The sequence below is a fragment of the Rhizobium sp. AAP43 genome (genome assembly GCF_001296045.1).
GTDB lineage: Bacteria > Pseudomonadota > Alphaproteobacteria > Rhizobiales > Rhizobiaceae > Allorhizobium.
The window spans coordinates 146195-171137 of sequence record NZ_LJHS01000012.1 but is presented as its reverse complement, the minus strand read 5'-3'; the positions used below and the strand labels follow the sequence as shown (position 1 = coordinate 171137).

The 24943-nt window shown below is 59.4% G+C and carries 20 protein-coding genes; 10 read left to right on the top strand and 10 right to left on the bottom strand.

The annotated features are described in order from the left end of the window. Positions 1-47 precede the first annotated feature (47 nt). Positions 48-8540: a glucoamylase family protein gene (locus IP76_RS09410; RefSeq protein ID WP_054157950.1), complete on the bottom strand. Its 8493-nt coding sequence runs from the start codon at positions 8538-8540 to the stop codon at positions 48-50. A gap of 254 nt (positions 8541-8794) precedes the next feature. After that, on the bottom strand, positions 8795-9472 hold the full coding sequence (locus IP76_RS09405) for a TetR family transcriptional regulator C-terminal domain-containing protein (protein WP_054158085.1): 678 nt from the start codon (positions 9470-9472) through the stop codon (positions 8795-8797). A 146-nt stretch (positions 9473-9618) separates the two neighbouring features. Between IP76_RS09405 and IP76_RS09400 the strand changes: the two genes are divergently transcribed. Beyond that, the gene (locus IP76_RS09400; RefSeq protein ID WP_197278325.1) at positions 9619-10782 is read left to right on the top strand and encodes a M20 aminoacylase family protein; all 1164 of its coding nucleotides are present in this window, start codon (positions 9619-9621) and stop codon (positions 10780-10782) included. Positions 10783-10825: 43 nt separating this feature from the next. Here the strand turns inward: IP76_RS09400 and IP76_RS09395 are convergent, their stop codons facing one another. After that, on the bottom strand, positions 10826-11689 hold the full coding sequence (locus IP76_RS09395) for a DMT family transporter (protein ID WP_054157949.1): 864 nt from the start codon (positions 11687-11689) through the stop codon (positions 10826-10828). Positions 11690-11892: 203 nt separating this feature from the next. Here IP76_RS09395 and IP76_RS09390 point away from each other — a divergent pair, with 203 nt between their 5' ends. From IP76_RS09390 to IP76_RS09380, 3 genes are all read left to right on the top strand, one after another. Beyond that, positions 11893-13089 carry an MFS transporter gene (locus IP76_RS09390; RefSeq protein WP_054157948.1) on the top strand — a complete coding sequence of 399 codons (1197 nt, stop codon included), beginning with the start codon at positions 11893-11895 and terminating at the stop codon, positions 13087-13089. Positions 13090-13219: 130 nt separating this feature from the next. Next, positions 13220-14485, top strand: a complete 1266-nt coding sequence (gene ispG / locus IP76_RS09385) for a flavodoxin-dependent (E)-4-hydroxy-3-methylbut-2-enyl-diphosphate synthase (RefSeq protein ID WP_054158083.1) — start codon at positions 13220-13222, stop codon at positions 14483-14485. Between the two features lie 76 nt (positions 14486-14561). Next, complete coding sequence (locus IP76_RS09380) at positions 14562-15227, top strand: OmpA family protein (RefSeq protein WP_054157947.1); 666 nt, start codon at positions 14562-14564, stop codon at positions 15225-15227. Positions 15228-15282: 55 nt separating this feature from the next. Here IP76_RS09380 and IP76_RS09375 read toward each other — a convergent pair whose 3' ends face one another. The 3 genes from IP76_RS09375 to IP76_RS09365 form a co-directional block, all read right to left on the bottom strand. Beyond that, complete coding sequence (locus IP76_RS09375) at positions 15283-15462, bottom strand: hypothetical protein (protein WP_054157946.1); 180 nt, start codon at positions 15460-15462, stop codon at positions 15283-15285. Between the two features lie 63 nt (positions 15463-15525). Further along, positions 15526-16581 carry a histidinol-phosphate transaminase gene (gene hisC / locus IP76_RS09370; RefSeq protein WP_054157945.1) on the bottom strand — a complete coding sequence of 352 codons (1056 nt, stop codon included), beginning with the start codon at positions 16579-16581 and terminating at the stop codon, positions 15526-15528. A 1-nt stretch (position 16582) separates the two neighbouring features. Continuing rightward, positions 16583-17497, bottom strand: coding sequence for a polyprenyl synthetase family protein (locus IP76_RS09365; RefSeq protein WP_054157944.1), 915 nt, complete (start codon positions 17495-17497; stop codon positions 16583-16585). A gap of 122 nt (positions 17498-17619) precedes the next feature. Here IP76_RS09365 and mtgA point away from each other — a divergent pair, with 122 nt between their 5' ends. From mtgA to IP76_RS09345, 4 genes are all read left to right on the top strand, one after another. Beyond that, positions 17620-18378, top strand: coding sequence for a monofunctional biosynthetic peptidoglycan transglycosylase (gene mtgA / locus IP76_RS09360; RefSeq protein ID WP_082352475.1), 759 nt, complete (start codon positions 17620-17622; stop codon positions 18376-18378). A 71-nt stretch (positions 18379-18449) separates the two neighbouring features. Then, positions 18450-19097: a glutathione S-transferase family protein gene (locus tag IP76_RS09355; RefSeq protein ID WP_054157943.1), complete on the top strand. Its 648-nt coding sequence runs from the start codon at positions 18450-18452 to the stop codon at positions 19095-19097. 156 nt (positions 19098-19253) lie between these two features. After that, positions 19254-19439: a 50S ribosomal protein L32 gene (rpmF, locus tag IP76_RS09350; protein ID WP_054157942.1), complete on the top strand. Its 186-nt coding sequence runs from the start codon at positions 19254-19256 to the stop codon at positions 19437-19439. 130 nt (positions 19440-19569) lie between these two features. Then, complete coding sequence (locus IP76_RS09345) at positions 19570-19965, top strand: hypothetical protein (RefSeq protein ID WP_054157941.1); 396 nt, start codon at positions 19570-19572, stop codon at positions 19963-19965. A gap of 56 nt (positions 19966-20021) precedes the next feature. Here the strand turns inward: IP76_RS09345 and phaR are convergent, their stop codons facing one another. Then, positions 20022-20600 carry a polyhydroxyalkanoate synthesis repressor PhaR gene (gene phaR, locus IP76_RS09340; RefSeq protein WP_054157940.1) on the bottom strand — a complete coding sequence of 193 codons (579 nt, stop codon included), beginning with the start codon at positions 20598-20600 and terminating at the stop codon, positions 20022-20024. A gap of 226 nt (positions 20601-20826) precedes the next feature. On the opposite strand from phaR, the gene IP76_RS09335 reads away from it, so the two are divergent. After that, entirely contained in the window at positions 20827-22008 is a 1182-nt protein-coding gene (locus IP76_RS09335) for an acetyl-CoA C-acetyltransferase (protein WP_054158081.1), read from the top strand. A 151-nt stretch (positions 22009-22159) separates the two neighbouring features. After that, positions 22160-22885: a beta-ketoacyl-ACP reductase gene (locus tag IP76_RS09330; protein ID WP_054157939.1), complete on the top strand. Its 726-nt coding sequence runs from the start codon at positions 22160-22162 to the stop codon at positions 22883-22885. A gap of 279 nt (positions 22886-23164) precedes the next feature. On the opposite strand, the gene IP76_RS09325 is transcribed toward IP76_RS09330, so the two are convergent. From IP76_RS09325 to IP76_RS09320, 3 genes are read right to left on the bottom strand one after another with little or no spacing between them, the layout of a single operon-like run. Further along, complete coding sequence (locus IP76_RS09325; protein ID WP_054157938.1) at positions 23165-23419, bottom strand: glycine zipper domain-containing protein; 255 nt, start codon at positions 23417-23419, stop codon at positions 23165-23167. Positions 23420-23444: 25 nt separating this feature from the next. Then, positions 23445-23597 carry a DUF3309 family protein gene (locus IP76_RS22780; protein WP_082352474.1) on the bottom strand — a complete coding sequence of 51 codons (153 nt, stop codon included), beginning with the start codon at positions 23595-23597 and terminating at the stop codon, positions 23445-23447. Further along, positions 23530-24612 (bottom strand): alpha/beta fold hydrolase, encoded by a 1083-nt coding sequence (locus IP76_RS09320; RefSeq protein WP_054157937.1) that lies wholly within the window; start codon positions 24610-24612, stop codon positions 23530-23532. The genes IP76_RS22780 and IP76_RS09320 overlap by 68 nt, the downstream gene beginning before the upstream one ends. Positions 24613-24943 lie beyond the last annotated feature (331 nt).

The window sequence follows — 24943 nt, the reverse complement described above, 5'->3', positions numbered from 1 at the left end:
CCGCCGGTCAGTCGACCGGCGGGGCTTTTTTTGTTCTTAAATGCTGATCACTCAGCGGGTGCCGGCTTGCGGGGCCTTGGCTTCTTCTTCACAGGGGGGGCCGAGGATGTCACCTGCGGCGCACCGTTAACCGCCACTTCGATACCCTTGCTGCTGCGGTTTGCCGTGATCGACACCTGACGATAGACCGAGGACAGTTTTGCGGTAAAGCCCTGCCAATGATCCGGCAGCGTAGGGTTCACGACGATCTCGCCATTCTTGCTCGTGATGCCGAGAATGCCTTCAACGGCGAAGCGATAGAGCCAACCGGCCGATCCTGTGTACCAGGTCCAGCCGCCGCGCCCCATATATGCGTCCCCACCATAGACATCGGCGGCAACAACATAAGGCTCGACGCGATAGCGCTCTGTCGATGCAGGATCGCTGGCGTGGTTGATTGGGTTGAGGAGGGTGAACACATGCCATGCATCCGAACCCCGGCCGGCCTTCAGCAGGGCGAGCCCAAGCCAGATCGCGGCGTGGGTATACTGCCCGCCATTTTCGCGCACGCCCGGAGGATAAGCGCCGATGTAGCCCGGGTCGACTTCCGGCTTGTCGAACGGCGGCGTAAACAGCCGAACGATGCCGTTTTCGATGTCGACGAGTTCCTTCATCGCTTCATCGAGTGCGGATTTAACGTGATCTTCCTGGCCGAGGCCGGAGAGCACGCTCCAGGACTGCGCAATCGAATCGATCTTGCAATGGACAGAATCTTTCGAGCCCAGTGCTGAACCATCGTCGAAATAGCCGCGCTTATAGTGCTCTCCATCCCAGCCGGCTGTCTCAAGAGCGAGTTTCAGCTTTTCGAGATGGTCCGTCCAGCGCTCGACCCGCTGCTTGTCCTTACGCTTCTGAGCGATCGGAATGAAGCTTTCCAGTGTTGAACCGAGGAGCCAGCCGAGCCAGACGCTTTCACCACGTCCGGCGCTGCCGACCCGGTTCATGCCGTCATTCCAGTCGCCGCCCAGGATCAGTGGCAGGTTGTGGCTACCCGTCCGGCTGACGGCCAGATCAAGCGCCAATGCGGCATGCTCGTAAAGGCTTGCGCTCTGTTCCGACGGGGTCGGCTGGTAGAAGCTGTCATGTTGCCCGGGCTCAAGCTTCGGCCCCTCAATGAAGAGAATCTGTTCATCGAGGAGAGATTCGTCCCCTGTTGCCGCGACATAGGCATGAACCGCATGGGCAAGCCATACCACGTCGTCCGAGATCAGGGTTCGAACGCCGGCTCCTGTCTTCGGCAGCCACCAATGCTGGACATCCCCTTCCGGGAACTGGCGAGCTGCGGCGTTCAGGATCTGCTTGCGCGCCAGTTGCGGTTCGCTGGCGAGGAATGCCAACGTGTCCTGAAGCTGGTCACGGAAGCCGAAGGCCCCGCTCGCCTGGTAGAAGCCGGCGCGTGCCGTGACACGGCAGGCCAGAGCCTGATAGGGCAGCCAATAGTTGACCAGATTGTCGAAAGCCTTGTCGCCGGTCTCGACGTGGAGTCGGCCCACAGCTTCTGTCCAATGGCGACGCGTGGCCGCCAGGATGTCAGCAAATGGACGACGCCGCGTCGTTTCGATCAGCGCTTTCGCTTCCTCTGCGGTTTCAGTCTCTCCCAGCACGAAGACGAGTTCCGTTGAGCCGTTCGCTGCGAGTTCGATATCGAAAGCCATCGCCGCGCAAGGATCGCCGTCATTGTCGACCGAACCGGTCATTGTATCGGCGACAATGATCGCTTGAGGCTGCTGGATCGTTCCGTGACGTCCGAGGAACTCCCGCCTAGTGGCGGTGTAACCGGAAGGTATACCCGGCCCCGCGAAGAAGGCGGTACGTCCCGGATAGTTGAGATCATGCGGATTGGTCGCCAGCAAGGCTCCTGTTTCCTCGTCGAAGCTCGACAGGACGAAGGGCGCTGTTCGGGTAGGATTGTTGCCCAGGACCCATTCGCAGTAACCAGCAATGCGCAGACGCTTCTTTTGGCCGCTCTTGTTGGCGATCTTCAGACGCGACAGCTTCAGAGGCTGCTCGTTATCCACTGTCTGGGTCAGTTCGATGTCGAGATCATCGTGACGGCTAGACAGCACGGAGTAGCCGAGCCCATGACGTGTCTCGAACTGTACCTGGGGATCGAGGTTGAGAGCCGAAACAGCGGCATAGTTTCGACCGCTCTCGCTGTCGGTGATGTAGAATGCCTCGCCCGGTCGGTCGATGACAGGGTCATTTGTCCACTGTGTCAACTGATGGTCGCGGGAGTTCTGGCTCCAGGTAAAGCCAGCACCTTCGGCCGAGACGTGGAAGCCGAAGCGCTCATTGGCGATCACGTTGATCCAGGGCTGTGGTGTGGTCGCAGATCCCGACAAGCGGATTACGTATTCGCTTCCATCCTTGGTAAAGCCGCCGATTCCGTTCCAGAAATCCAGATCGTCACCGGAAACGGATGTAGTTGCCGCCGCAGGCGCGGGGAGGGCGGGCAGAGGCCCATCCCAGTCCAGTTTTGCTTCGGAAGCGCGCGGCGTGGCGAATAGGGAGACAGCGCGGTTTACCTGATCGCTGACCTTGCCGTTGCGCGTATGCAGGACGACACGAGCAGCCGCGATCAGGGATGCAACGGTGTCCTCTCCAACGAGATCGTTGCGGACGATGAAGATGTGCTGGCTGCCCGGGGGTAGACGGTGGCGCAGATTGTCCGCCATCTGATCGAGGGCATGCTGCATTTCCTGTGCGTAGGAGGTTGCACGTTCGTTGACGATGGCAAGATCGGCCACGACGCCGCGGCGGCGCAAGTATTCGATCGCGCTCATGGCTTCCCGTGCAATGTCGAGGTCCATGTCGTCGTTGATGCGCAGGGCGAAGATCGGATTGTCGCCGGAGATTGCCATCGGCCAGAGCGCCGACTGTGACCGCAGGCCGTTGCGCACCGTATCCGGATCGGCACGCAGATGCGGATCTGGATAGGTCAGGTAGCGGCCGAGATGCTGGAAGGCTGCCGCCTGTTGCGAAGTGATGCCGATGTGCCGCAATTCGACCTGTGCACGGGTCCAGGCGTGCACGAGTTCGTGGCTGAACGAATCCGGATGGCGGTAACGTTCAATCGCCTGATCGATTTCCTGGCGGTTCGGTGCGGCCATCGTCCAGAAGATCAGCGAGATCTTCTTGCCGGCGGGCACGCGCACGACGCGGCGCAGGCTGAGGATCGGATCAAGGGTAAAGCCCTCACTGCCAGACAGCGTGGCGCCTGGATCGAAGGCTGCTGCCTCGCCGAGGGTCCGTCCACGGCCGAGGAATCGACGGCGGTCGGTTTCGAACTCGGTCGGTCGACCCTGGCCGGCGCTATCGACAACCAGATGAGCGACGCAGATGTCGGGATCGCTCGGGCTGCGCTTGTTGCGCTCCGCCCGGATCACATCCCGGCGTCGACCAAACTCGGTCTTGACGAACATGCGTGAGAACAGGGGATGCGCACTGTCGGCGTCGTCATATCCGAGAACCGGCTCGAGGTAGGAGGTCACTTCGATGAAGCGGTCCTCGGTACCGGTGTTGAGGATCGTCAGGCGACGGCCTTCAGCATCGTGTTCGGTGGCGACAATGCATTCGACCGAGGTCGAGATATCGCCAACTGTCTTGAAGAATTCGGCCTTGTCGTCACCGAAAATTGCCTTCGACTTTTCGTCCTCGGCGCGGCGCGGTGTGGCCGTCGCAGACCACCAACGATTGTCCGCCATGTCGCGCAGAAACAGGAAGGTGCCCCAGCGATCTTCGGTCGGGTCGGGCTTCCAGCGGGATACCGACTGGCCGTTCCAACGCGAGAAGCCTGAACCGGTCGCGGTCAGCATGACCGAGTAATGGCCGTTCGAGAGGAAGACGGCTTCGCGGTCCTTGCGGGCCGGATCCTCAACGGTGCGGATTTCCGCCCGAAGCAGGTTCGCCTGGTTCTTGGCCGGGGTTTGCGGCTCGTACTTGGCGTTCATCACCGGGATTTCGCGGGGTGATTTTTCCTGCAGCAGGAGTTCTGCCGCTTCAATGACCGGATCGGCGTGGAAGAGGTCACGCAGGCGTCCGTTGAAGGCCACGTTGGCGATGGCTGCGATCGACATGCCATGGTGGTGGGCATAATAATTGAAGACCACCGCGCATTTCTGCCCGTCCTGCAGTCGGGTCGGCGTAAAGTCGACGGCATCGTGGAAACCATAGGCTCCGAGCGCACCCAGTTCGCGCAGGCGCTCAAGGTTTTCAAGCGATTCCTCTGGATAGTACTGGCTGGCCAGGATCGACGCATAAGGTGCGATGACGGCGTTCTGGCCCAGGCCGCGCTTGAGGCCGAGCGTCGGAACGCCAAAGTTGGTGTACTGGTAGTTCATCTCGTGGTCGCGCGCATTGAAGGCGGCTTCCGAGATGCCCCACGGAATATTCAGACGGCGACCGTGGTTCATCTGTTCGATGACGACCAGATTGTTGGTCTGGTTGAGGATGCCACCCTGCTGCTCTTGCATGACAAGCGGCGGCATCAGGTATTCGAACATTGAGCCTGACCAGGAGATCAGGGCAGGGCGGGCGCCGATTGGCACGACCTGGCGGCCGAGGCGATACCAGTGTTCGGTCGGAAGGTCGCCCTTGGCGATCGCGAACAGGCTGGTGAGTCGGCATTCCGAAGCCAGAAGGTCGTAGCAGGCTTCGTCGAGTTCGCGACCGTCCACCCGGTAGCCGATGGACAGCAGGCGTCGTTCGGGACGGAAGAGGAAGCTGAAGTCCATCTGGAAGGCGATGGCTCGTGCGCGTTCGGACAGTTGCGCCAGTCGCTGACGCAAGGGATCGATGTTCGAGAGGTCGAAAGCGGTGTCGGCGATGTGCGCTTCGCAGACGGAAACCAGGGCTTCCGTCCAGCGGACGACTTCGGCGCTGCCTTTCGAGCGAACCTCATGGTCGAAATTGGCCGCGAGCTTTTGCATGTCGCGTGCCAGAACGGCCAGATTGATGATGCGGATCGAGGCGAATTCATGCTCACGCTTGACCGAGGCGAGCGCGTTATTGAAGCCTATGATGCGTTCTTCAAGGCGCCGGCGGAGTGGTCTCACCGTCTTGCGGTCGTCAGGAAGCTTTTTCAGTTCCTCAAACAGGATGCCGCCGACATCGCCGATACCGTCCAGATTGCCTTGCAGATGTGCGGAAGGGGCTTCGGCCCATTCGCGGCAGGCGGACGAGATGGCGATGAGGTGGCCGGCAAGGTTGCCGCTATCGACGGCGGATACGTAGCGCGGTCCGAGCGGCTTCAGGCTATCGGTGTGGTACCAGTTGTAGAGGTGCCCACGATACTTTTCCATGCGCTCGACCGTGGAGATCGTCTGTTCCAAACGCTCGATGGTCTGGTCGAAGCTCAGCCAGCCGAAATGCCGGGCGGAAACGACGGACAGCAGATAGACGCCGATATTGGTCGGGGAGGTGCGGTGGGCGACCACCGGTTCGGGATTTTCCTGGAAATTGTCCGGCGGCAGATAGTTGTCACCTGCGGTCGTGAAGGTTTCGAAGTAGCGCCATGTGCGGCGTGCAATCTTGCGCAGTTCCTGTGCGACATGGGCGGGGACTTCCAGCCTGTCTTCAGTTTCGGCCGACTGGCTCACATACCAGGCAACAAAGGGCGATGTTACCCACAGGAGCGCGAAGGGCACGCCGATGAGATAGCCGTAGCCGCCCGGCATGGCCGCAACAGCAAGCGACAGCACGGCGAGAACCGGCGCGTGGCGCATGTTCTGATAGTAGGATGTGATCGAGCCCTGGGCTGCGGACTGGATGCTGGCTGCCGTGCGCCATTCCAGCAGCAGCTTGCGGCTGACCAGCATGCGATAGAGCGAGCGGGCAATGGCATCGGCCATCATGCAGGCCTGATCCGCGATAAAGACGATCCGCAAGGCGACTTGTGCGTTGATCGAGCGGATCTCGGACCAGAGCGTGTTGAAATGGGCCGCATGCACGATATCGGACTGGCGGGGAACGAGACCGGACAGGAGCGAGATCGTTGGGGCGACAAAAAGGCTGAAGATCAGAAGCAGTTGCCAGATGCTTGCGACAACTGGGTCCATCGTTGCCCATCCGAGGACGGAGGCCGCAAACCAGGCGATGGGTGTCAGAGAGCGACGGAGGTTGTCCACCATCTTCCAGCGCGCGAGAGACGTCAGGCCGTGGCTCGGATCGCCGATATAGGGAAGCAGCTGCCAGTCGCCGCGCGCCCACCGATGTTGCCGTGATACCTCGACCTCGTAGCGGGTTGGAAAGTCTTCGACCAGTTCGACATCGGTGATAAGAGCGCAGCGGGCAAAGGAGCCTTCAAGAAGGTCGTGGCTGAGTACGGAGTTCTCGTCGATCCGGCCCTTGATTGCGCGCTCGAAGGCGTCGACGTCATAAAGGCCCTTGCCTGTGAAGCTGCCTTCGTCTGTGAGGTCTTGATAGACGTCCGAAACGGTGAAGACATAAGGGTCCAGGCCGCGGTTCATCGAAAAGATGCGCTGGAATACCGAGGCATCATTGCCCGTTGTAAGCGATGGCGTGACGCGGGGCTGCAGGATGCCGTAGCCGCTGATGACGCGGCCCGTCTTTTCATCATGCACCGGACGGTTGATTGGATGATGCATCTTGCCGACGAGCTTCGTCACTGCATCGCGCATCAAACGCGTATCGGCGTCCAGCGTCATGACGTAGCGAATGTCCTCGGGCACGGTGTTTGCACCCGGCATGTAGGAGGTGTCACGGTCGCCGCGCAGCAGGAGGTTCAGCTCGTGCAACTTGCCGCGCTTACGCTCCCAGCCCATCCAGCAGCCTTCAGCCGGATTGTGCAGACGGCGACGGTGAAGCAGATAGAAGCGCGTCCGGTTCTCGTCCCTGTAGCGCTCATTCAGGCTGGCGACTTCGCGCATGGCGTAGTCGAGGATTTCCAGGTCTGCGGGTGTTTCTTCCTTCTGGCTATCTTTCCAGTCGCTGAGAAGGGCAAAGTAGATCTCGCCGTGGGGATTGGTGAGGTAGTGGACCTCAAGGTTGCGCACAAGTTCGTCGACGTCGTCGCGCTTGGTGATCATGCAGGGCACGACCACCAGGGTCCGGGCGTCTTCTGGAATCCCGTTCTTGAATTCGTAACCCGTCAGACGGGACGGTTTCACGAAATAGGTTACCAACGTGTTGAACAGGCCGGTCGCGCCTTCGGAAACCGGAAGCGAAACGAGGAGGAGCAAGATGACGACGATGGGGGTCGCCAGGGCCGTCGCGGCGAGAAAGTGACCGATGAAAGCCAAAGCAGCGAGTGTCAGTAAGATGACCGGGATTGCGATGGCGAGCCAGTTCAGCTGCTTGATGCCATCTACCAGCTTGCGAGAGAGCGGAGGCTGGTAAGAAATTGCGTCCTCCAGCTCTTTCCGCCGGGTCCCGACAAAATAGATTCCGACATCGAGCAGCTGTGCGTCGCCACCGTGCTCTCTGGCCAGCTGGATCGCCTTTCGGGCAATCTCGATTTCAGACAGCGGCGAGCGCCGCGCGAGCTTCTCGATCGTGTTGCGGTATGCGTTGCGCGAGCCAAAATCCAGCTCGCGGAAATCCGTTTGCTCACCAAGAATTTCGTCGACGAGGCTGACCTCTTCGACCCAGACCGTCCAGTCCTTGTCGTCGATCTCACGCAGGCCGCGGACGATATTGCCCATCGTCACATTGCCGGAGGAAAGGCGATTGTGCTCAGCGTCCATTGCCTCCTGAGAGGTACGGCCTGCGGCTTCCAGCCGGTTCTCGACCCAGTCGACAGCGAAGCGTGTATCCTGTGATCCGTTGCGCAGGCGATAGAGGAACTGTGTGGCAAAGGTGTTGTCGTCGGCGAGCTGCTCGATCTGGCCGAGATAGACTGCTGCGGCGACAGGATCATTAAGGCGGATGATCGTATCGGCGGCTTCGTTGGCCTTGCGGCGCATCTGCCTTGACCGGTCCACTCGGATGGAGATGCGGCGGAGGTTTTCGATGAGCACGAAGCGCACGATGGATGGCAAAGCCCAGAGCTCGCCAATATCCAGCACGCGGTGTCGCTGGAAGCCCTCCACCAGGGCCGTCATGCTTTCCTGGGATACCGTTGAATGGGTATGGGCGACGTAAAGCCAGGCCAGTGCCATCGTGCGCGGTATTTCGCGGTCACCGATTTTCATCGTCGGAAGCTGTTTGTAGAACTTGCGCGGGAAGTCGCGACGGACTTCCTGGATCGCCTCTTCGATGACGTAGTGATTGTCGAGAAGCCACTCGGCCGCAGGCGTAATGGTTGCCCCTGCTTCGACATCAGCCGCTGTGGCGCGGTAGACCCTCAGGATCTCGCGCTCGTTCTCCTTGTGCCGGGCAAAGAAGTCGAACTCCATGAATGCCGGGAGCTCTCCTGCGCCGTTGAGGGCGAGCGACGCGGCGCTATCAGCGAGCTCCTCAATGGTAAAATATGCAGCGCGGATCGAATCGTTATGATCGATCTGCTTTGCTTCAAGGTCGCGCGAAGGAACGTGCAGCGTCATGGAAGGATTAAAACTCGGTTCAGGGGTTTGCGGGGTCAAGCAGGTTTATTTCCAGTGCCGATCATGGGCGGGTTCATCTGCTACAGTCTCAGAGGAGGCCAACAATCGGGAGAGAAGTAGGCGGTAATAGGACAGGGCCCGGCCGCGGACATGGTATTCGGCCATACACACACTCCAGACGCTATAAATTCGTCCTTTTATGACTCTTTTCAATCAACTGGCAACGGCTATCGCCAGCTTCTTCGCAGTCACGGTTACCCCGCATCAACAGAGCCACCCTCTGCGGTCTCGATCGTGTCGTCGGACCGGCGCAACGAAATGCCGCCAAGCAGCGCTTCGACGGCTGCCAGCGCGATCTCCGGCAGCTTGATTTCGTCAAAAAGGTCACCCGCCAGAGAGCCTTCCAGCCAAAGCCCGTCGATCAGTCCGTTGATGGCGATGGCAAGATGGCGACACTGCCGCGCATCGCCGGCGCGATTGTGTTCAGCCAGTACCGTTGCGACCAAGCCCTCAAGAATATCAAGCAGAATGAGATAATTATCACGATGGATACGGCCGAATTCATCGTTGGAACGCACCCGCCCGATAAAGGCTGCCCAGAGCGACAGAGCCCGAGGATCCGCGATCGGTGGGGTGAGGTTGGCAATGATGAAACGGCGCAATTGTTGGCAGGCATTGCCTTCAACCCCGGTCATCGCATCGACTGCCGTCCGGGTCATGTTCGCCAGCATTTCACGGTAGGCTTCCTGGACCATATGGTCCTTGCCGGTGAAATAGTGCCGGATCAGGCCGCCGGTCACGCCTGCCCTTGCCGCAATGTCACGGACGGTGGCGCCTTCCAGTCCATGTTCGAAAATGCTCTCCAGCGTCGCAGCCACCAGATCCTGGCGACGTTCGGCTTCTCCGGCACGCTGGAAGCTGCGGCGTGTCATGACGATCTCCAAGTCGAATTGAGCGACCGGTGCATGGATGCGAAGGAGATGCAGGTCAACTGATTTTATCCGGTTGAACCCATTGACCGCAAGTGCCACTGTCAAAGTTTGCAGAGCCGCCTGACAAAGTGCCGAAGAGGGTTTCCATGACGATCCACGCCGCCAACATGATGGATGAGGTCCGCGCCACGCGCCACCATCTGCATCAGTTCCCCGAGATCGGCCTTTCTGAATTCCAGACCTCCGACTATGTCGCAGAGAGGCTGGTAGCGCTCGGCTATGAGGTGACGCGGGGGCTGGCCAAAACCGGTGTGGTGGCCACCCTGCGGAATGGCGACAGTCAGCGCAGTGTCGGCATCCGTGCCGATTTCGATGCACTGCCGATCCAGGAGGAGACCGGCCTTCCATATGCCAGCAAGGTGCCGGGGATGATGCATGCCTGTGGCCATGACGGGCATACGGCGATGCTTCTCGGTGCTGCCAAGCTTCTGGCGGAGCGGCGGAACTTCGATGGTATCATCCACCTCATATTCCAACCTGCCGAGGAGAATTTCGGCGGCGCGCGTATCATGATCGAAGATGGGCTTTTGGATCAGTTCCCCTGCGATGCGGTTTTTGCGCTTCACAACGATCCCGATATTCCCTTCGGCACGTTTGCCGTGCGTGAGGGGCCGATCATGGCGGCTGTCGATGAATGCAAGATCACGGTGAATGGGCGCGGCGGGCATGGCGCCGAACCTCAGTCCACTGCCGATCCAATCGTCTGCGGTGCGTCGATCATCATGGCGCTGCAGACCATCGTCTCGCGCAACATCCATCCGCTCGACCCGACCGTGATAACTGTCGGCGGTTTTCATGCCGGCGCCGCGAGCAATGTTATTCCGGAGCGTGCTGAAATGGTTTTGTCGATCCGCTCTTTCGACAGTGCGGTGCGCGACCAGCTTGAGGCCCGGATCAGAGCTGTCGCTGAAGGGCAGGCTGCAAGCTACGGCATGGGCGTGACCATCGACTATGAACGTGGCTACGATCCCACCATCAATCACAAGATGGAGACCGATTTCGTCCGGGACCTGGCAAAAAGTTTTGCCGGTGCCGAGAAGGTCCTGGACATGGCGCGCCCAACCATGGGGAGCGAGGATTTCGGCTATATGCTGGCAAAGCGCCCGGGGAGTTACTTCTTCCTCGGAACCCAGCGGACGCCGAACGATCCACCGCTGCATCACCCGCGCTATGATTTCAACGACGACATCCTGCCGATCGGCACAAGTTTTTGGGTGGAACTCGCAGAGCGATACCTCGCCCGGACCTGAGTGTTTCGGGCGTCTCAGTCCTCATGTCATCAGAGGCATTTTGTCAGGCAATGGAGCGCCGGCGGCCTGCGATCAGGATGATCAGGCCGGCGGCTGCGATCAGTACGGCGCCTGCCCAGACATTCACGCCGGGAATGTCGCCCCATATCGCATAACCCAGTGCAAAGGCCCAGATCAGCGCCGTGTATTCGAGGGGGGCAACGATCGAGATCGGCGCGTGTCGCAGGCTTTCGAAGTAAGCGAGTTGGCCCAGTCCGCCAATGATACCGACCGAAAGCAGAAGGATAAGTGCGTTGCCTGTCGGTATGGTCCATGAGTGGATTGCCATGGGTGCGGTGAGACCCAAGAAAAACAGATTGGTCATCGCCATTTGCACAATGCTGGTCGTACTCTGGCTGGTGCTGCGCAGCAGGATTGTGGCAATTGCCCAGCAGACTGCGGCCAGAAGGGCCAGGTAGACTGGCCATCCCGTTGTCATTCCGGTTGGGTTGCTGGCGACAATGACGCCTGCAAAGCCTGTCAGTACCGCGATCCAACTCGTGAGTGGGACGCGCTCTCGCAAGATCGGAATCGACAGGAGAATGGCGACGATGGGGGCTGCGAAATAGAGCGTGGTGATGTCGGCGAGCGGCATGTATTTTGCTGAATTGAAATAGCAGAGCCAGGCCGCAAGCAGGAAGAGACTGCGGAGCATCATCGGCCGCAGAGCCGGGGACGTCCTCGTTTCATGGACGAGTGCCCGTCCACCCATGGCAAGACATCCCACCAGGATCACGAGGCTGCGGCAGAAGAGGATCTGCCAGACTGTGGCGGTTTCGACGAGCAACTTGACCATGCTGTCATGCACGGCGAAGAGAAAGTAAGCCAAGCTCGAGAGGAGTATGCCAGCACCGATCACAGTCTTCACGGGGTAGCTTTCTGAGAAGCACGCCTGGGTGGCGTGGAGGAGGTCGCTACCTCTTGCGTCAGTTGTCCCGTCTGTCAACCAGCGGGGTGCGATCCACCTCGTTGATTTTCTTTGAAACAAAACTTGACGATCGATAAATCGGGCGGGGATTGCGGACTAAATCGATTTAATCAACATTGCCGTTGCAGATTCGGGAGCGGAAAATGAATGAGCTAGCAGGTATGACGGCACCGGGAAACGCGGGGCCGGCACCACTCGTCACCAGAGAACGGGCGGCTGTCGCCATTCTGTTTTTTCTAAACGGCATGGTGATCGGTGCCTGGGCGCCCAAAATCCCGTTCTTTTCGTCTGCGCTTGGCCTCAATGAATTGATGCTCGGGGTCATGCTCTTTGTCTTTGGCGTCGGGTCTCTGGTCATGATGCCGGTTGCCGGCCTGCAGATCGCGCGTCTTGGCTCGCGGCGCGTGGTGGAGATTACGACACTCCTGTTCATCCCGACCATTGTTCTCGTCACGCTCGTCGATACGATCTGGATGGGCGTAATCGCGATCTTCCTGTTCGGGGGCCTAACGGGTGCAATGGACGTCGCGATGAATGCGAATGCCGTTGAGGTCGAGCGCAATATGCGCCGTTCGATCATGTCCTCCTGCCATGCCTTCTGGAGCCTTGGCGGGTTGTGTGGGGCGGCAACCGGCGGGCTGTTGATTGCGGCACTTGGCGTAATCGGTCATGTGCTTCTTCTCGCTGCTGTCTGCCTCGTGCTCTTCTTCGTTGCGCGGCCCATGATCCTGTCCGACGCGCCGCATCCGGGAGAGGTTTCGCAACGGGCGAAGATGCCGATGACCCTGCTGCCCTGGCTGATCGGCCTGGTCGCGCTTTTCTCCATGGTGCCGGAGGGAACTGTGCTTGACTGGAGCGCCCTCTATCTGCGCAACGAGTTGAATGCGAGCACGGAAATGTCGGGCTTCGCTTTCGCGGCCTTCTCCTTCACCATGGCGATCTGCCGCTTCGCCGGCGATTTCGTTCGAGACCGGTTCGGTGCCGTCAACACCCTGCGTTTCTGCGCGATCGCTGCAATTTGCGGCCTCGTACTGGCCGGGCAGGCTGGAAGCGTGCCGTTTGCCATGATTGGTTTTGCGCTTGCCGGTATCGGTATTTCCAACATGGTGCCGATCGCCTTTTCCGCTGGCGGCAATATTCCTGGACTTGCGCCGGGGGTCGGGCTCTCCGTTGTCACCACCATGGGTTATTCTGGCATCCTGTTTGCACCGTCGTTGATTGGTTTCGTTGCTGAGCATACGTCTCTGTCGACCATCTACACCGCGATTCCGGCGCTGCTGGTTGTTGTTTTGTTGCTGTCTCGACTGGCGCGGCATGCCGACCGGGTTGTCGAAGATTAAGCCAGGCAAGTTTTCCGTGTCGGATCACCGGAAGTTCAAGTCGCCGACAAGGGCTTGCCGGGGCTTCAGGTTGACAAGCCGGCATGTTTGATCCACCTCCATGGCCATCGAGGCTCGCAGAGAAACAGCCATGACCGCAGATTTTATCCCATCCCCCGATGTCTATGATCCGAAGCCGCGCCGTGCTTCGGTTGCCGTTGAAGTCGGGGGCGTCATCATCGGTGGCGGCGCCCCGGTCGTTGTCCAGTCGATGACCAATACCGACACCGCAGATATCGATGCGACCGTTGCCCAGGTCGCGGCCCTCTACAAATCCGGCTCGGAGATCGTGCGCATCACCGTCGACAGAGACGAGAGCGCAGCTGCCGTGCCGAAGATTCGAGAGCGGCTGCTCCGGCTCGGCATGGATGTGCCGCTGGTCGGCGATTTCCACTATATTGGCCACAAGCTTCTGGCGGACCATCCGGCCTGTGCCGAGGCCTTGGCCAAATACCGGATCAATCCGGGCAATGTCGGGTTCAAGGACAAGAAGGACAAGCAGTTTGCCGAGATCGTCGAGATGGCGATCCGCTACGACAAGCCTGTTCGGATTGGCGTAAACTGGGGTTCGCTCGATCAGGAACTCCTGACGCGGCTGATGGATCAGAATGCGGAAAACGGCTCGCCGCTCTCGGCGCGTCAGGTGACGCGTGAGGCGATCGTCCAGTCAGCACTTCTCTCGGCCGAGCTTGCAGAAGAAATTGGCCTTCCGCGCAACCGCATCATCCTGTCTGCCAAGGTCAGCCAGGTGCAGGACCTGATTGCCGTTTATTCGATGCTGGCGGATCGCTCGAACCACGCACTGCATCTCGGGCTGACCGAGGCCGGCATGGGGTCTAAAGGCATCGTCGCCTCGTCTGCGGCAATGGGCTATGTGTTGCAGCATGGTATCGGCGACACGATCCGCGTCTCGCTGACGCCGGAGCCGAATGGTGACCGGACCCGCGAAGTGCAGGTGGCGCAGGAGCTCTTGCAGGTCATGGGCTTCCGCCAGTTCGTGCCGGTGGTTGCGGCATGTCCCGGTTGCGGGCGCACGACATCCACGGTGTTTCAGGAGTTGGCGCAGAAGATCCAGGATGACCTGCGCAAGAATATGCCGACCTGGCGTGACAAGTATCCCGGTGTCGAGGGACTGAATGTTGCGGTGATGGGCTGCATCGTCAACGGGCCGGGTGAAAGCAAGCATGCCGACATCGGCATATCGCTGCCCGGAACCGGCGAGAACCCGGCTGCTCCGATCTTTATCGATGGGCAAAAGGCGATGACGCTTCGCGGACCGAACATTGCCAGCGACTTCGAGGCCTTGGTGGCCGACTACATCGAGAAGCGCTACGGCCGCAAATCGGCGGCGGAGTGAGGCTGTGCGGCAACTTTATGTTGCCGCATTTTCGCTGTTCTGGAATTATCAGCCTGTTCTTGGAGGGACATCCAGCATGATCAAGAAGATCGCAATCGTCGCGCTCTGCGCGACCTATCTCAGCGGCTGCACGACGACTGATCCCTATACCGGCCAGCAGAAAGTCTCGAACACTGCGGGTGGTGCGGCCATCGGTGCAGCTGTCGGCGCGCTCGGCGGTCTCGCCGTGGGCGGGTCTGCTGTCGGTCGTCGCAACGCAGCCCTTATCGGTGCGGGCGTTGGCGCACTCGCCGGCGGCGCGATCGGCAATTACATGGACCAGCAGGAATCCGAACTGCGGGCGCAGTTGCAGGGCACGGGTATTTCCGTGACCCGCGTTGGTGACCGGATCATTCTCAACATGCCGTCGAACATCACCTTTGCCACGGACCAGGATGCGGTGATGCCGCAGTTCTATCCGACGCTGAACTCGGTCGCCATCGTGCTGCGCAAGTTCGACAAGACCCTGATCGACGTCAACGGTCATACAGATTCGACCGGTAGCCTGGCCCATAACCAGGCACTCTCGGAGCGCCGTGCATTGTCCGTCGCCGGTTACCTGAATGGCCAGGGCATCGATCCGCGCCGTGTTTCGTCGCTGGGCTTCGGACCCAGCCAGCCGGTCGCCAGCAATGCGTCGGCAGATGGTCGCGCACAGAACCGTCGCGTTGAGATCCAGATCTCGCCGCTCACCACAGGCTGATCGTACTGCATGTCGATTTGCGAAAGGCGTCGCCGTGTGCGGCGCCTTTTTTGGTTCAGCGCAGAGTTAGAAGCTTGAGGCCTGCCGCAGAAGATGCCGCTTGCCATGACGAGGCCATGCCGTCGTCCTGGCCAAGGGAGTCAGACGCAATCGCCATGGTCGCCGGGCCAGGGCTAAGGACTGCGACGAGATAGGCGCTTGTCACCTGCGGCCAATGCTGGATGATGTCTTCCATGGTGTGTCGCTCCTCTCCGCCATTGCGCTCGGAAGACTAGGCAAATTCGCTGCCCGGCACACGTCAGATGATTTGATCGATCGCTGTCAAAAGCTGACGGCATTCCTCTTCCGTGCCGATGGTGATGCGGAGGAAATCAGCAATCCGTGGCTTGGTAAAATGGCGCACTAGAACTGCGCGCTCGCGCAGGGCCCTGGCCAGATCCCCGCCCGGATGAGCAGAATGCCGTGCAAAAACGAAGTTGGCCGACGACGGCAGAACCTCAAAGCCGCGTTCCGTCAATGCTGCCGTCAGCCTGTCGCGGTTGGCGACGATCCTGTCGCGAGTTTCGCAAAACCAGGCCTCGTCCTCAACGGCTGCCGTCGCGGCTGTTTGCGCCAGGGTGTCGAGCGGATAGGAATTGAAGCTGTCCTTCATCCGCTCCAGCGCCTCGATCAGCGAGCGCTGTCCAAGGGCGAAGCCAACGCGGAGGCCAGCCAGAGAACGGGACTTGGAGAAGGTCTGCACGACCAGCAGGTTCTCGTAACGTGAAATCAGCGAAGCGGCACTCTCCCCGCCGAAGTCGACATAGGCTTCATCAACGACGACGACCTGATCCGGATGGCCGGCAACCAAGGCCTCGATCGCGCTCAGCGGCAGCGCGATGCCTGTGGGGGCGTTCGGATTGGCAAGGATGATTGCACCACAGGGGCGATCATAGTCAGCGATCCGGATGCCCAGCTGCCCATCAAGCGGGACTTCTTCTACCGTGACGTTGAAGAGCCGGGCATAGGTCTTGTAGAAGCTGTAGGTGATGTCGGGGTAAAGTAGCGGAAGGTCGTGCTTCAGGAGTCCGGCAAAGACAAAGGCCAGCACCTCGTCGGAACCGTTGCCGACGAAGACCTGATCGAGGGCGAGGTCGAAACGGTCGGCGATAGACTGCCTGAGAATGGTCGACGAAGGGTCCGGATAGAGCCGCAGCCGATCGTCGGCCGCAGCCGCAATGGCTTCGATGACACGCGGCGACGGTCCATAGGGGTTCTCGTTGGTGTTCAGCTTGACGAGGCCGGCAATCTTCGGCTGCTCGCCGGCGACATACGGGTCCAGATCGTGGACGGCGGACGACCAGAAGCGGCTCATGTCAATTTTTCCTCGTAGCGATGAAGCGTGCGGTGTCGGTCAGAGGCCTTGCAGCCTCGCCGTAAGGGGCAAGGACCTGATTGGCCTCTGTAACCAGTCGGTCGAGTTCTGTGCGGGCCCAGTCCGTGCCTTTGAGGGCCACAAGTGTGCCTTTGCCCTTGCCGGCGTCCTTGCCTGTCGCCTTGCCCATAGTCGCTGCATCGGCGGTGACGTCCAAAAGGTCGTCGGCCAGCTGGAAGGCCCGGCCGATGATCTCGCCGAATTGGCGCAGACGCTTACGGTCCTCGGTTGGGCGCTGTGAAATGATGGCGCCGGCTTCGCAGGCGAAACGGATCAGAGCGCCGGTTTTCATCGCCTGCAACTGGACTACGCCGGCTTCATCTGGGGCTTCTGTTTCGGCCGCGAGATCGAGTGCCTGTCCGCCCGCCATACCGCCGACCCCGGCAGCACGCGAAAGCTCAAGCACAAGCGCCACCTTGGCGGCGTCAGGAAGATCCGTCTCCGGTGCGGCAAGGATGTCGAAGGCATAGGTCAGGAGGCCGTCGCCAGCGAGGATTGCTGTCGCGTAGTCATAGGCGATATGGACCGTCGGCTTGCCGCGCCGCAAGTCGTCGTCGTCCATGGCGGGCAAGTCGTCATGCACAAGCGAGTAGCTGTGTATGCATTCGAGAGCGCAGCCGACTTGCAGGGCGGCATCCGCGGGACCGTCAAAAAGACGCGTTGCTTCCATGACGAGGAAAGGACGCAGCCGTTTGCCGCCATTCAGGGCGCCGTAGTGCATGGCTTCAATCAGGCGAGCGGGGCGGGCGATCTCTGCCGGGCGGAGCATGCCGTCCAGCAGGCGTGCGAGACGAGCCTCGACGTCCGCGGCGAAAGTTCGGAGCTTGTGTTCGAAAGCGCTTGCTGCCTGATCCATGGCGGCTATTTGGCATGCCGCCCGGTGTCAGGCAACGGGAATTTAAGTGGGTGGAGGCGGGATAGCAGCGACATGGACTGGTCATCCCCTCTGGAGCCAGATATGAGAAGGCGTCATCGATCATGGGCTTGAGATCATTGCCGAACGACGTCGAGATTGTGGAAGAGGAACGACTGGAGCAGCCGCCGGAAGCAAGGCGCAGTTTCCGGGCGACGTGGCTGCGCAAGGGGCTGCTGGTCTTGGCGATCCTGGTCTTTTTGCCCTATCTGCTAATCCTGCTCTATCGGCTGGAGTTCGTGCGCCCCGTCTCGACCCTGATGCTGGCCGATCTCGTGACGTTTCAGGGGTATGATCGGCGCTGGGTCGACATTGACGATATCTCCCCCAATCTGGTTCGGGCTGTGATGATGTCCGAGGACGGGCAGTTCTGCAATCATGGTGGCGTTGATTGGGGGCAGTTGCAGTCGGTCATCGATGATGCCATGGCGGGTGAGGCGACACGCGGTGCCAGCACAATCCCCATGCAGACGGCCAAGAACCTCTTTCTGTGGAATGGTCGCTCCTTTGTACGCAAAGCGCTCGAACTGCCGCTCGCGATTGCCGCTGATTTTATCTGGCCGAAGCGACGGATGATGGAGATCTATCTCAATGTCGCTGAATGGGGACCGGGCATTTATGGTGCCGAGGCGGCGGCGCGGCACCATTTCAAGACCTCTGCCGCGAAGCTGAGCCGCCAACAGGCGGCCCTTTTGGCCGTCTCTCTCCCCAATCCGATCAATCGGGTGGCCAGCAAGCCTGGATCCGGCCTCAAGCGGCTGGCCAATGTTGTTGACCGGCGGGCTCGGCAATCGGGTGAATACATCACCTGTCTCTATGATTGAGATCAACAAGTCTCGTTGGTCGTTTACCCCTGCGGCTCCTATGATCAGCAAGATCTGAATTGGAGGCGTCCATGGCCGAACTGATCCTGTATATCGCCAACAAGAACTATTCCTCTTGGTCGTTGCGGCCCTGGATGGCAATGACCGCAGCAGGGGTTCCGTTTCGCGAGGAGCTCATTCCCTTTGGTCCGGGCGGCACGACGCCTCGTTTTCGTGAGCTCTCGCCGACCGGTCGCGTTCCGGTTCTGCATCATGGCGCTGTTCGGGTTTGGGAATCGCTGGCGATCATCGAATACGTTGCAGAGCTCTTTCCCGATGCCGGCCTGTGGCCGAGCGAACCTGCCCTTCGCAGCATGGCGCGATCGGTTTCAATGGAAATGCTGTCGGGATTCCGGGCGCTGAGGGGCGCCTGTCCGATGAATATCCGTCGTCCGGTCAAGGCTATCGCGCTGCCGGACGGTGTAGCAGGTGACGTAAAACGGATCGAGGACATCTGGCGCGACCTGCGCCAGATCTCCGGTGGTCCCTTCCTCTTTGGTGACTTCAGTGCAGCCGACGCCATGTTCGCGCCCGTGGTCAATCGCTTTTCCGCCTATGACCTTGCCAGCGATCCCGAGACGCTTGCCTACATGGCGACGATGCGTGCTCACCCCGCCTGGCAGGCTTGGGAGACGGCCGCGCTGGCAGAAAGCTGGATCGTCCCTGAAGATGAGGCGTGACCTGTCGGCTCTCTGGGGCGAAAAAATCAATCCGGGGACTGGTCAAACCCCTAGTGGGCATGTATAAGCCCGCCAAAATCAGAGTTTGCGACAGGTTCTGTCCGGCTTCTAAGAGGCCGCTAATCCTGGTTTGCACCGTCACGTGGAGTAACGAAAATGGCTGTACCGAAGAGAAAAACAAGCCCGTCCAAGCGCGGTATGCGCCGCTCTGCAGACGCCTTGAAGGTTCCGACCTATGTTGAAGACAAGAATTCCGGCGAACTGCGCCGTCCGCACCATATCGATCTGAAGACCGGTATGTATCGCGGTCGCCAGGTGCTGACCCCGAAGGAAAGCGCATAATTCAGGCGCATTTTCTTGTTGTATAAGGCCGGCTATATGCCGGCCTTTTGCTTTTTTAACGCAAGCATCGTTACAGTGTGCGGCAGAACGCCGCCGATCGGGTCGGCATCCACAAGCTGAAGGATTGCAGATGTTCGTTGCCGTGCCGCTGATGCTGATACCGTTTGTCTTCTATAACATCGTGATGTTCGGTCCGGGTGTCCAAGCTTTCGCTGGAAACCTTGCGGCTGTTCCGATGCTCTCCGGTGCCATATGGACCGTCACACTTGGCGATATGCTGGTGCTGACGGCACTTATCGTTCTGTTCGTGGAAGTGTTGAAGGCGACGATGAGCAGTCGTCATTCCCTTCTCAATCATATGCTGTCGATGCTGGTTTTCATTGCGTTCCTTGTCGAGTTCCTGCTCGTGCGGGACGCTGCAACGCAGCTGTTCTTCAGCCTGATGGTTATTGCTCTCATCGATGTGGTTGCCGGTTTCACGATTTCCAACAGAACGGCAACCCGCGATATTTCCATCGGTCTCTAATCTGCTTGCAGGAGCGCAAGCGGGGATTGCGGCGGACGCGATCCGCCGCAGATCTTTCAAAGATTGTCGAGTTTGTTCTGCAGGGAGCGCAGCTGCTCCTTCAGGTCGTCAATGTCCTTGGCCTCGGCCTTGCGGCTTTCCTTGGCCGGCTGTTGTCCGGCCACGAAGGGCGAAAACATCTGCATTGCCTGATGGAACATTTCGGTATTGCGCTTGACCTGCTCTTCCATCAGCTGGATCGGCATTTGCAGGTTCTTCGATAGCGGGTTATCGCCGAAAGCCCGGGTTACCTGCTCGCGCATCTGGCTTTGCTGTTCTGTAAAGGCTTTCATCGAATGTTCGAGAAAGCTTGGCACCACCATCTGCATCTGGTCGCCGTAATAGCCGATCAGCTGACGAAGGAAGGAAATCGGAAGCAAGGTATTCCCGGTCTTGGATTCCTGCTCGAAGATGATCTGGGTCAGAACGGAATGCGTGATGTCCTCGCCGGACTTCGCATCCTGTACAACGAAATCCTCGCCCTTCTTGACCATCTTGGCCAGGTCTTCCAACGTGACGTAGGTGCTGGTCCCGGTGTTGTAGAGGCGTCGATTGGCGTATTTCTTGATCGTGATTTCGCCATCGGCTTTGGCCATTGCGGTCTCCTAACCCGTCGTTTTTCGGTTATTTTTGCTCTTCCCAGCGACGAATGTAAGCGCAAATGAAGCCCGGTGACAATCTCTTTGTGCAATGCACGAAGAGCAATTGATGTTTGTCATGGCAGTGCAACCAAAGAAGGAAGCGCGGGCTTTTATCTCGTTTGACACCGGTGGAAGTCTTTGTCAGTTTCTTCTCAACCATAACGCATCGGAGGATACGTCCATGACCACCCCGTCCATCGTCATTGCCAGCGCCGCCAGAACGGCCGTCGGCTCTTTCAACGGTGCATTGTCGAGTGTTGCGGCGCATGATCTTGGTGCGATCGTGCTGAAGGGCGTGCTCGAACGCGCAGGTGTCGAGGCCGGCGAAGTGGACGAGGTGATCCTGGGCCAGATCCTGACGGCTGGCCAAGGCCAGAATCCTGCTCGACAGGCGGCGATCAAGGCCGGCATTCCGCAGGAGGCGACCGCCTGGGGGCTCAATCAGCTTTGCGGGTCCGGCCTGCGCGCTGTCGCCATCGGTATGCAACAAATTGCTACCGGTGATGCGAGGATCATCATCGCGGGCGGCCAGGAATCGATGTCGATGGCGCCACATTGCGCACATCTGCGCAATGGCACCAAGATGGGTGACCTGAAGCTGGTCGACACCATGATCAAAGATGGCCTGACCGATGCCTTTTACGGTTACCATATGGGCACGACCGCTGAAAATGTCGCCCGCCAATGGCAACTGAGCCGCGATGAGCAGGATGCCTTCGCCGTTGCCTCGCAGAACAAGGCCGAGGCAGCCCAGGTCGCGGGACGGTTCAAGGACGAGATCGTGTCGGTCACAGTGCCCGGTCGCAAAGGCGACGTGATTGTCGATCAAGACGAATACATTCGCATGGGCGCCACGCTCGAAAGCATGCAGAAGCTGAAGCCTGCCTTCGACAAGGAAGGCTCGGTAACCGCTGGTAACGCATCGGGCATCAATGATGGCGCCGCAGCTGCTCTCCTCATGACGGAAGCCGAAGCCTCGCGGCGCGGGATTGTCCCGCTCGCTCGCATCGCCTCGTGGGCAACGGCTGGCGTTGATCCGAAAATCATGGGCACCGGGCCGATCCCGGCCTCGCGCAAGGCGCTTGAAAAGGCCGGCTGGAAGATCGGCGACCTAGATCTCGTCGAAGCGAACGAAGCTTTTGCTGCCCAGGCCTGCGCAGTGAACAAGGATCTTGGTTGGGACACCTCGATCGTCAACGTTAATGGGGGCGCGATCGCGATCGGCCATCCGGTTGGTGCTTCGGGTGCCCGCATTCTCAACACGCTGCTGTTTGAGATGAAGCGCCGCGGCGCCAAGAAGGGACTTGCGACGCTCTGCATCGGTGGCGGCATGGGTGTTGCCATGTGCCTCGAGGCTTTCTGATACCGGGCCGGTGATGAAGCCAGCTTACCCTCAAACAATCATTTGCCCTCCTGGCGAATAGCCAGGAAGGGCGAGGCATGCCGGAGCGACGGGAAGCGGCTCGGCGTGACCCAGATGGGACAGGTTAAACAAACAAAAGGGGAGGACGGGCATGAGCAGAGTGGCTTTGGTAACCGGAGGAACGCGCGGTATTGGTGCCGCGATTTCGGTGGCGCTGAAGGCGGCGGGCTACAAGGTGGCCGCCAATTTCGCCGGGAATGAAGAAAAGGCGAAGGCCTTCGAGAGCGAAACCGGAATTCCGGTCTTCAAATGGGACGTGTCTAACTATCAGTCCTGCGTAGACGGTATTGCTGCTGTCGAGGCGGCTCTTGGCCCGGTCGAAGTGCTCGTCAACAATGCGGGGATCACCCGTGATGCGATGTTCCACAAGATGACGCCTGAGCAATGGGGGGAGGTGGTCAACACCAATCTCACAGGCCTGTTCAACATGACACATCCAATCTGGGGCGGCATGCGGGACCGGAACTTCGGGCGCGTCATCAATATCTCCTCGATCAACGGCCAGAAGGGTCAGATGGGGCAGGCGAACTATTCCGCTGCGAAAGCCGGCGATCTCGGTTTCACAAAGGCGCTGGCGCAGGAGGGGGCGGCCAAGGGAATCACCGTCAATGCTATCTGCCCAGGTTATATTGGAACTGAAATGGTCCGTGCGATCCCCGAAAAGGTACTGGCCGAGCGGATTATTCCGCAGATCCCTGTCGGTCGGCTTGGAGAGCCTGAAGAGATTGCGCGTTGCGTCGTTTTCCTTGCCTCCGACGATGCGGGCTTTATCACTGGTTCAACGATCTCCGCCAATGGTGGGCAGTTCTTTGTTTGATCTGGACAGATCGAAAACCGATAGAGACATCGGTTTTCGATCGTCAGGCTCAAGCGTTAACACGAGTAGATATCAGTCCTGCCTCAGGCGTTAATTTCCACAGTGATCTGTGGTTAGCCGATTCCAAAATCACAATATCTAGCGGTGAACGAAACCTGAATATCCCTATGTCTGCGATTCGGGCCGGCTTCGTTCCGGCTTTGATCGAAGTGTTAATGCACGCATGAAAAAGGCTGCCGATCAATGAGATCGGCAGCCTTTTTTGAGTGTGTTATACGCTTAGCGGCAGCGTGCTTCGTAGGTGCGGCCGTAACGATCGCGATAGACGCAGTAGCCACGGCGTTCCTGCGAGTTGCCGATCAGAGCGCCAGCGACACCACCCACTGCTGCGCCAACGGCTGCGCCGCGGACATTGCCGGTGGCCACGCCACCAATGATGGCGCCACCTGCGGCACCGACGGATGCACCGCGTTCCGTGGCAGTGCAGGCTGCGAGAGGGGCAATCAGGGCTACTGCCAGAAAGATCTTTTTCATGGTCCTAAACCTTATGAGAGTGACGTTAGATTCGACCCATCAACATCAGGATGATGAGGATGAGCAGTACGAGCCCCAGGCCCCCTGACGGACCGTAGCCCCAGCTGCGGCTATGACCCCAGCTCGGAAGTGCCCCGATCAGCAACAGAATCAAAATTACGATGAGAATTGTAGACATTTATGGCCCTCTCCTTCGACTTGGTGAAACTCACCTCGTGTGCTGGATCAACGCGAGCCCTGTTTTTTTGTTCCATCGCGTCAAACGGTTGCTTGGCAAGCGCTGACAAACCCAGCCGCGCCCATACCGATGCCGTGCTGAGATGTGTTTCACGTATCGCTGGCTTGGATCTGATCTCCAGGGATCGCACGAATGTCTCAATGATACGCTCCGTCTGGCGCTGGTGCTCGACCATCGGCAGGTGACCGCAATTGCTGAGGATGACTGTTTGCGTCTGCGGCAGCAGCTTTGAGACGCGCAACTGATGTGCGGGCGGGACGATAGCGTCATTGGCGCCAACTATGTTCAAGACCGGTGCCGGAATCGTCGTCAGTCCGTGCAGCAGCGTCGTGGATGACATGAAACGGATGCAAGCCGCGATGTCTTCCGGCCGCGCTCGCAGCAGATCTTTGCGGACACCTTCCATCGCGGCAACCGCCCGCTCATCTTGCCATGGGCATGCACGATCAAAAACGCATTCCAATGAACCCCAACGAAATTGTTCCTGGGTTGAAATCCAGCGCAGGAAAAACTGTCGAAACAGGAAGGGGCCGACTTTCGGAATGCGGAGAAGCTTTGCTGGCAGACGCTCCTGCCCCTCAAAGCGTCCGCATGCAAACGCGCCCATCAGGATGACGGCGTGGACGAGGTCGGGATGATGCATGGCGATGAGCAAGGAAACGAAACCGCCCGTCGAATGGCCGATCAGGGTGACCGAACGGCCATCAAAATCCCGCCTGATCGCCTCCGCGTAAGCGTCGGCAACGGCCTTCGCGTCGAAGTGAATACCCGGCGCTGGAAGTTGCCATGGATGATGACCCGGTAGAGGGTAAGCGGCGGCACGTCCTTGTCGGGCAACCTCTGGCGCGTAGGTTGCCCAAAAGGATGGCGCCATGACCATCCCATGAATGAACACGAAGTCCTTCCCGCCGGCTTGGGCGGAGATCCATTCGGGTTGGGGAGGCGACAGTTTCATGAGGCAATCCTTTCCGCCCGGAACGTCCGGTAGGAAGGCGAGGTTCCATCGCGCGCAATCTGTCGTTTATTCCCGTACTCTCTTTCGAAAGAGGGAACTCGGGAACAAAGCACGAATCCGGCCGAGTCATCGATTCGTCTCCGTTTCGTTCGCCCGCTGTTCCTTGCCGGTCATGTCGCATTGTGTGTGCAGGCGCTCGATGTTTTTGGTCGAAGGCGGCCAAAATAACCTTGCCTTTGCCGAACTTCATGGCCATGTGTCTCGACACTGGTGCCGGATCCTCGACGAGGTGGATGGCCCGACGAGCGGAGCGTTCATTGAACAGCCATCC

What these genes read in the sequence shown, in the direction of transcription:
- IP76_RS09325 (WP_054157938.1), bottom strand. Translation starts at nt 23,419, where the DNA reads ATGAAAAAGATCTTTCTGGCAGTAGCCCTGATTGCCCCTCTCGCAGCC.
- IP76_RS09345 (WP_054157941.1), top strand. Translation starts at nt 19,570, where the DNA reads ATGTTCGTTGCCGTGCCGCTGATGCTGATACCGTTTGTCTTCTATAAC.
- IP76_RS09330 (WP_054157939.1), top strand. Translation starts at nt 22,160, where the DNA reads ATGAGCAGAGTGGCTTTGGTAACCGGAGGAACGCGCGGTATTGGTGCC.
- IP76_RS09320 (WP_054157937.1), bottom strand. Translation starts at nt 24,612, where the DNA reads ATGAAACTGTCGCCTCCCCAACCCGAATGGATCTCCGCCCAAGCCGGC.
- ispG (WP_054158083.1), top strand. Translation starts at nt 13,220, where the DNA reads ATGACCGCAGATTTTATCCCATCCCCCGATGTCTATGATCCGAAGCCG.
- IP76_RS09405 (WP_054158085.1), bottom strand. Translation starts at nt 9,472, where the DNA reads ATGACACGCCGCAGCTTCCAGCGTGCCGGAGAAGCCGAACGTCGCCAG.
- IP76_RS09335 (WP_054158081.1), top strand. Translation starts at nt 20,827, where the DNA reads ATGACCACCCCGTCCATCGTCATTGCCAGCGCCGCCAGAACGGCCGTC.
- IP76_RS09400 (WP_197278325.1), top strand. Translation starts at nt 9,619, where the DNA reads ATGACGATCCACGCCGCCAACATGATGGATGAGGTCCGCGCCACGCGC.
- IP76_RS22780 (WP_082352474.1), bottom strand. Translation starts at nt 23,597, where the DNA reads ATGTCTACAATTCTCATCGTAATTTTGATTCTGTTGCTGATCGGGGCA.
- mtgA (WP_082352475.1), top strand. Translation starts at nt 17,620, where the DNA reads ATGGGCTTGAGATCATTGCCGAACGACGTCGAGATTGTGGAAGAGGAA.
- IP76_RS09380 (WP_054157947.1), top strand. Translation starts at nt 14,562, where the DNA reads ATGATCAAGAAGATCGCAATCGTCGCGCTCTGCGCGACCTATCTCAGC.
- rpmF (WP_054157942.1), top strand. Translation starts at nt 19,254, where the DNA reads ATGGCTGTACCGAAGAGAAAAACAAGCCCGTCCAAGCGCGGTATGCGC.
- IP76_RS09355 (WP_054157943.1), top strand. Translation starts at nt 18,450, where the DNA reads ATGGCCGAACTGATCCTGTATATCGCCAACAAGAACTATTCCTCTTGG.
- hisC (WP_054157945.1), bottom strand. Translation starts at nt 16,581, where the DNA reads ATGAGCCGCTTCTGGTCGTCCGCCGTCCACGATCTGGACCCGTATGTC.
- phaR (WP_054157940.1), bottom strand. Translation starts at nt 20,600, where the DNA reads ATGGCCAAAGCCGATGGCGAAATCACGATCAAGAAATACGCCAATCGA.
- IP76_RS09410 (WP_054157950.1), bottom strand. Translation starts at nt 8,540, where the DNA reads ATGACGCTGCACGTTCCTTCGCGCGACCTTGAAGCAAAGCAGATCGAT.
- IP76_RS09390 (WP_054157948.1), top strand. Translation starts at nt 11,893, where the DNA reads ATGAATGAGCTAGCAGGTATGACGGCACCGGGAAACGCGGGGCCGGCA.
- IP76_RS09375 (WP_054157946.1), bottom strand. Translation starts at nt 15,462, where the DNA reads ATGGAAGACATCATCCAGCATTGGCCGCAGGTGACAAGCGCCTATCTC.
- IP76_RS09365 (WP_054157944.1), bottom strand. Translation starts at nt 17,497, where the DNA reads ATGGATCAGGCAGCAAGCGCTTTCGAACACAAGCTCCGAACTTTCGCC.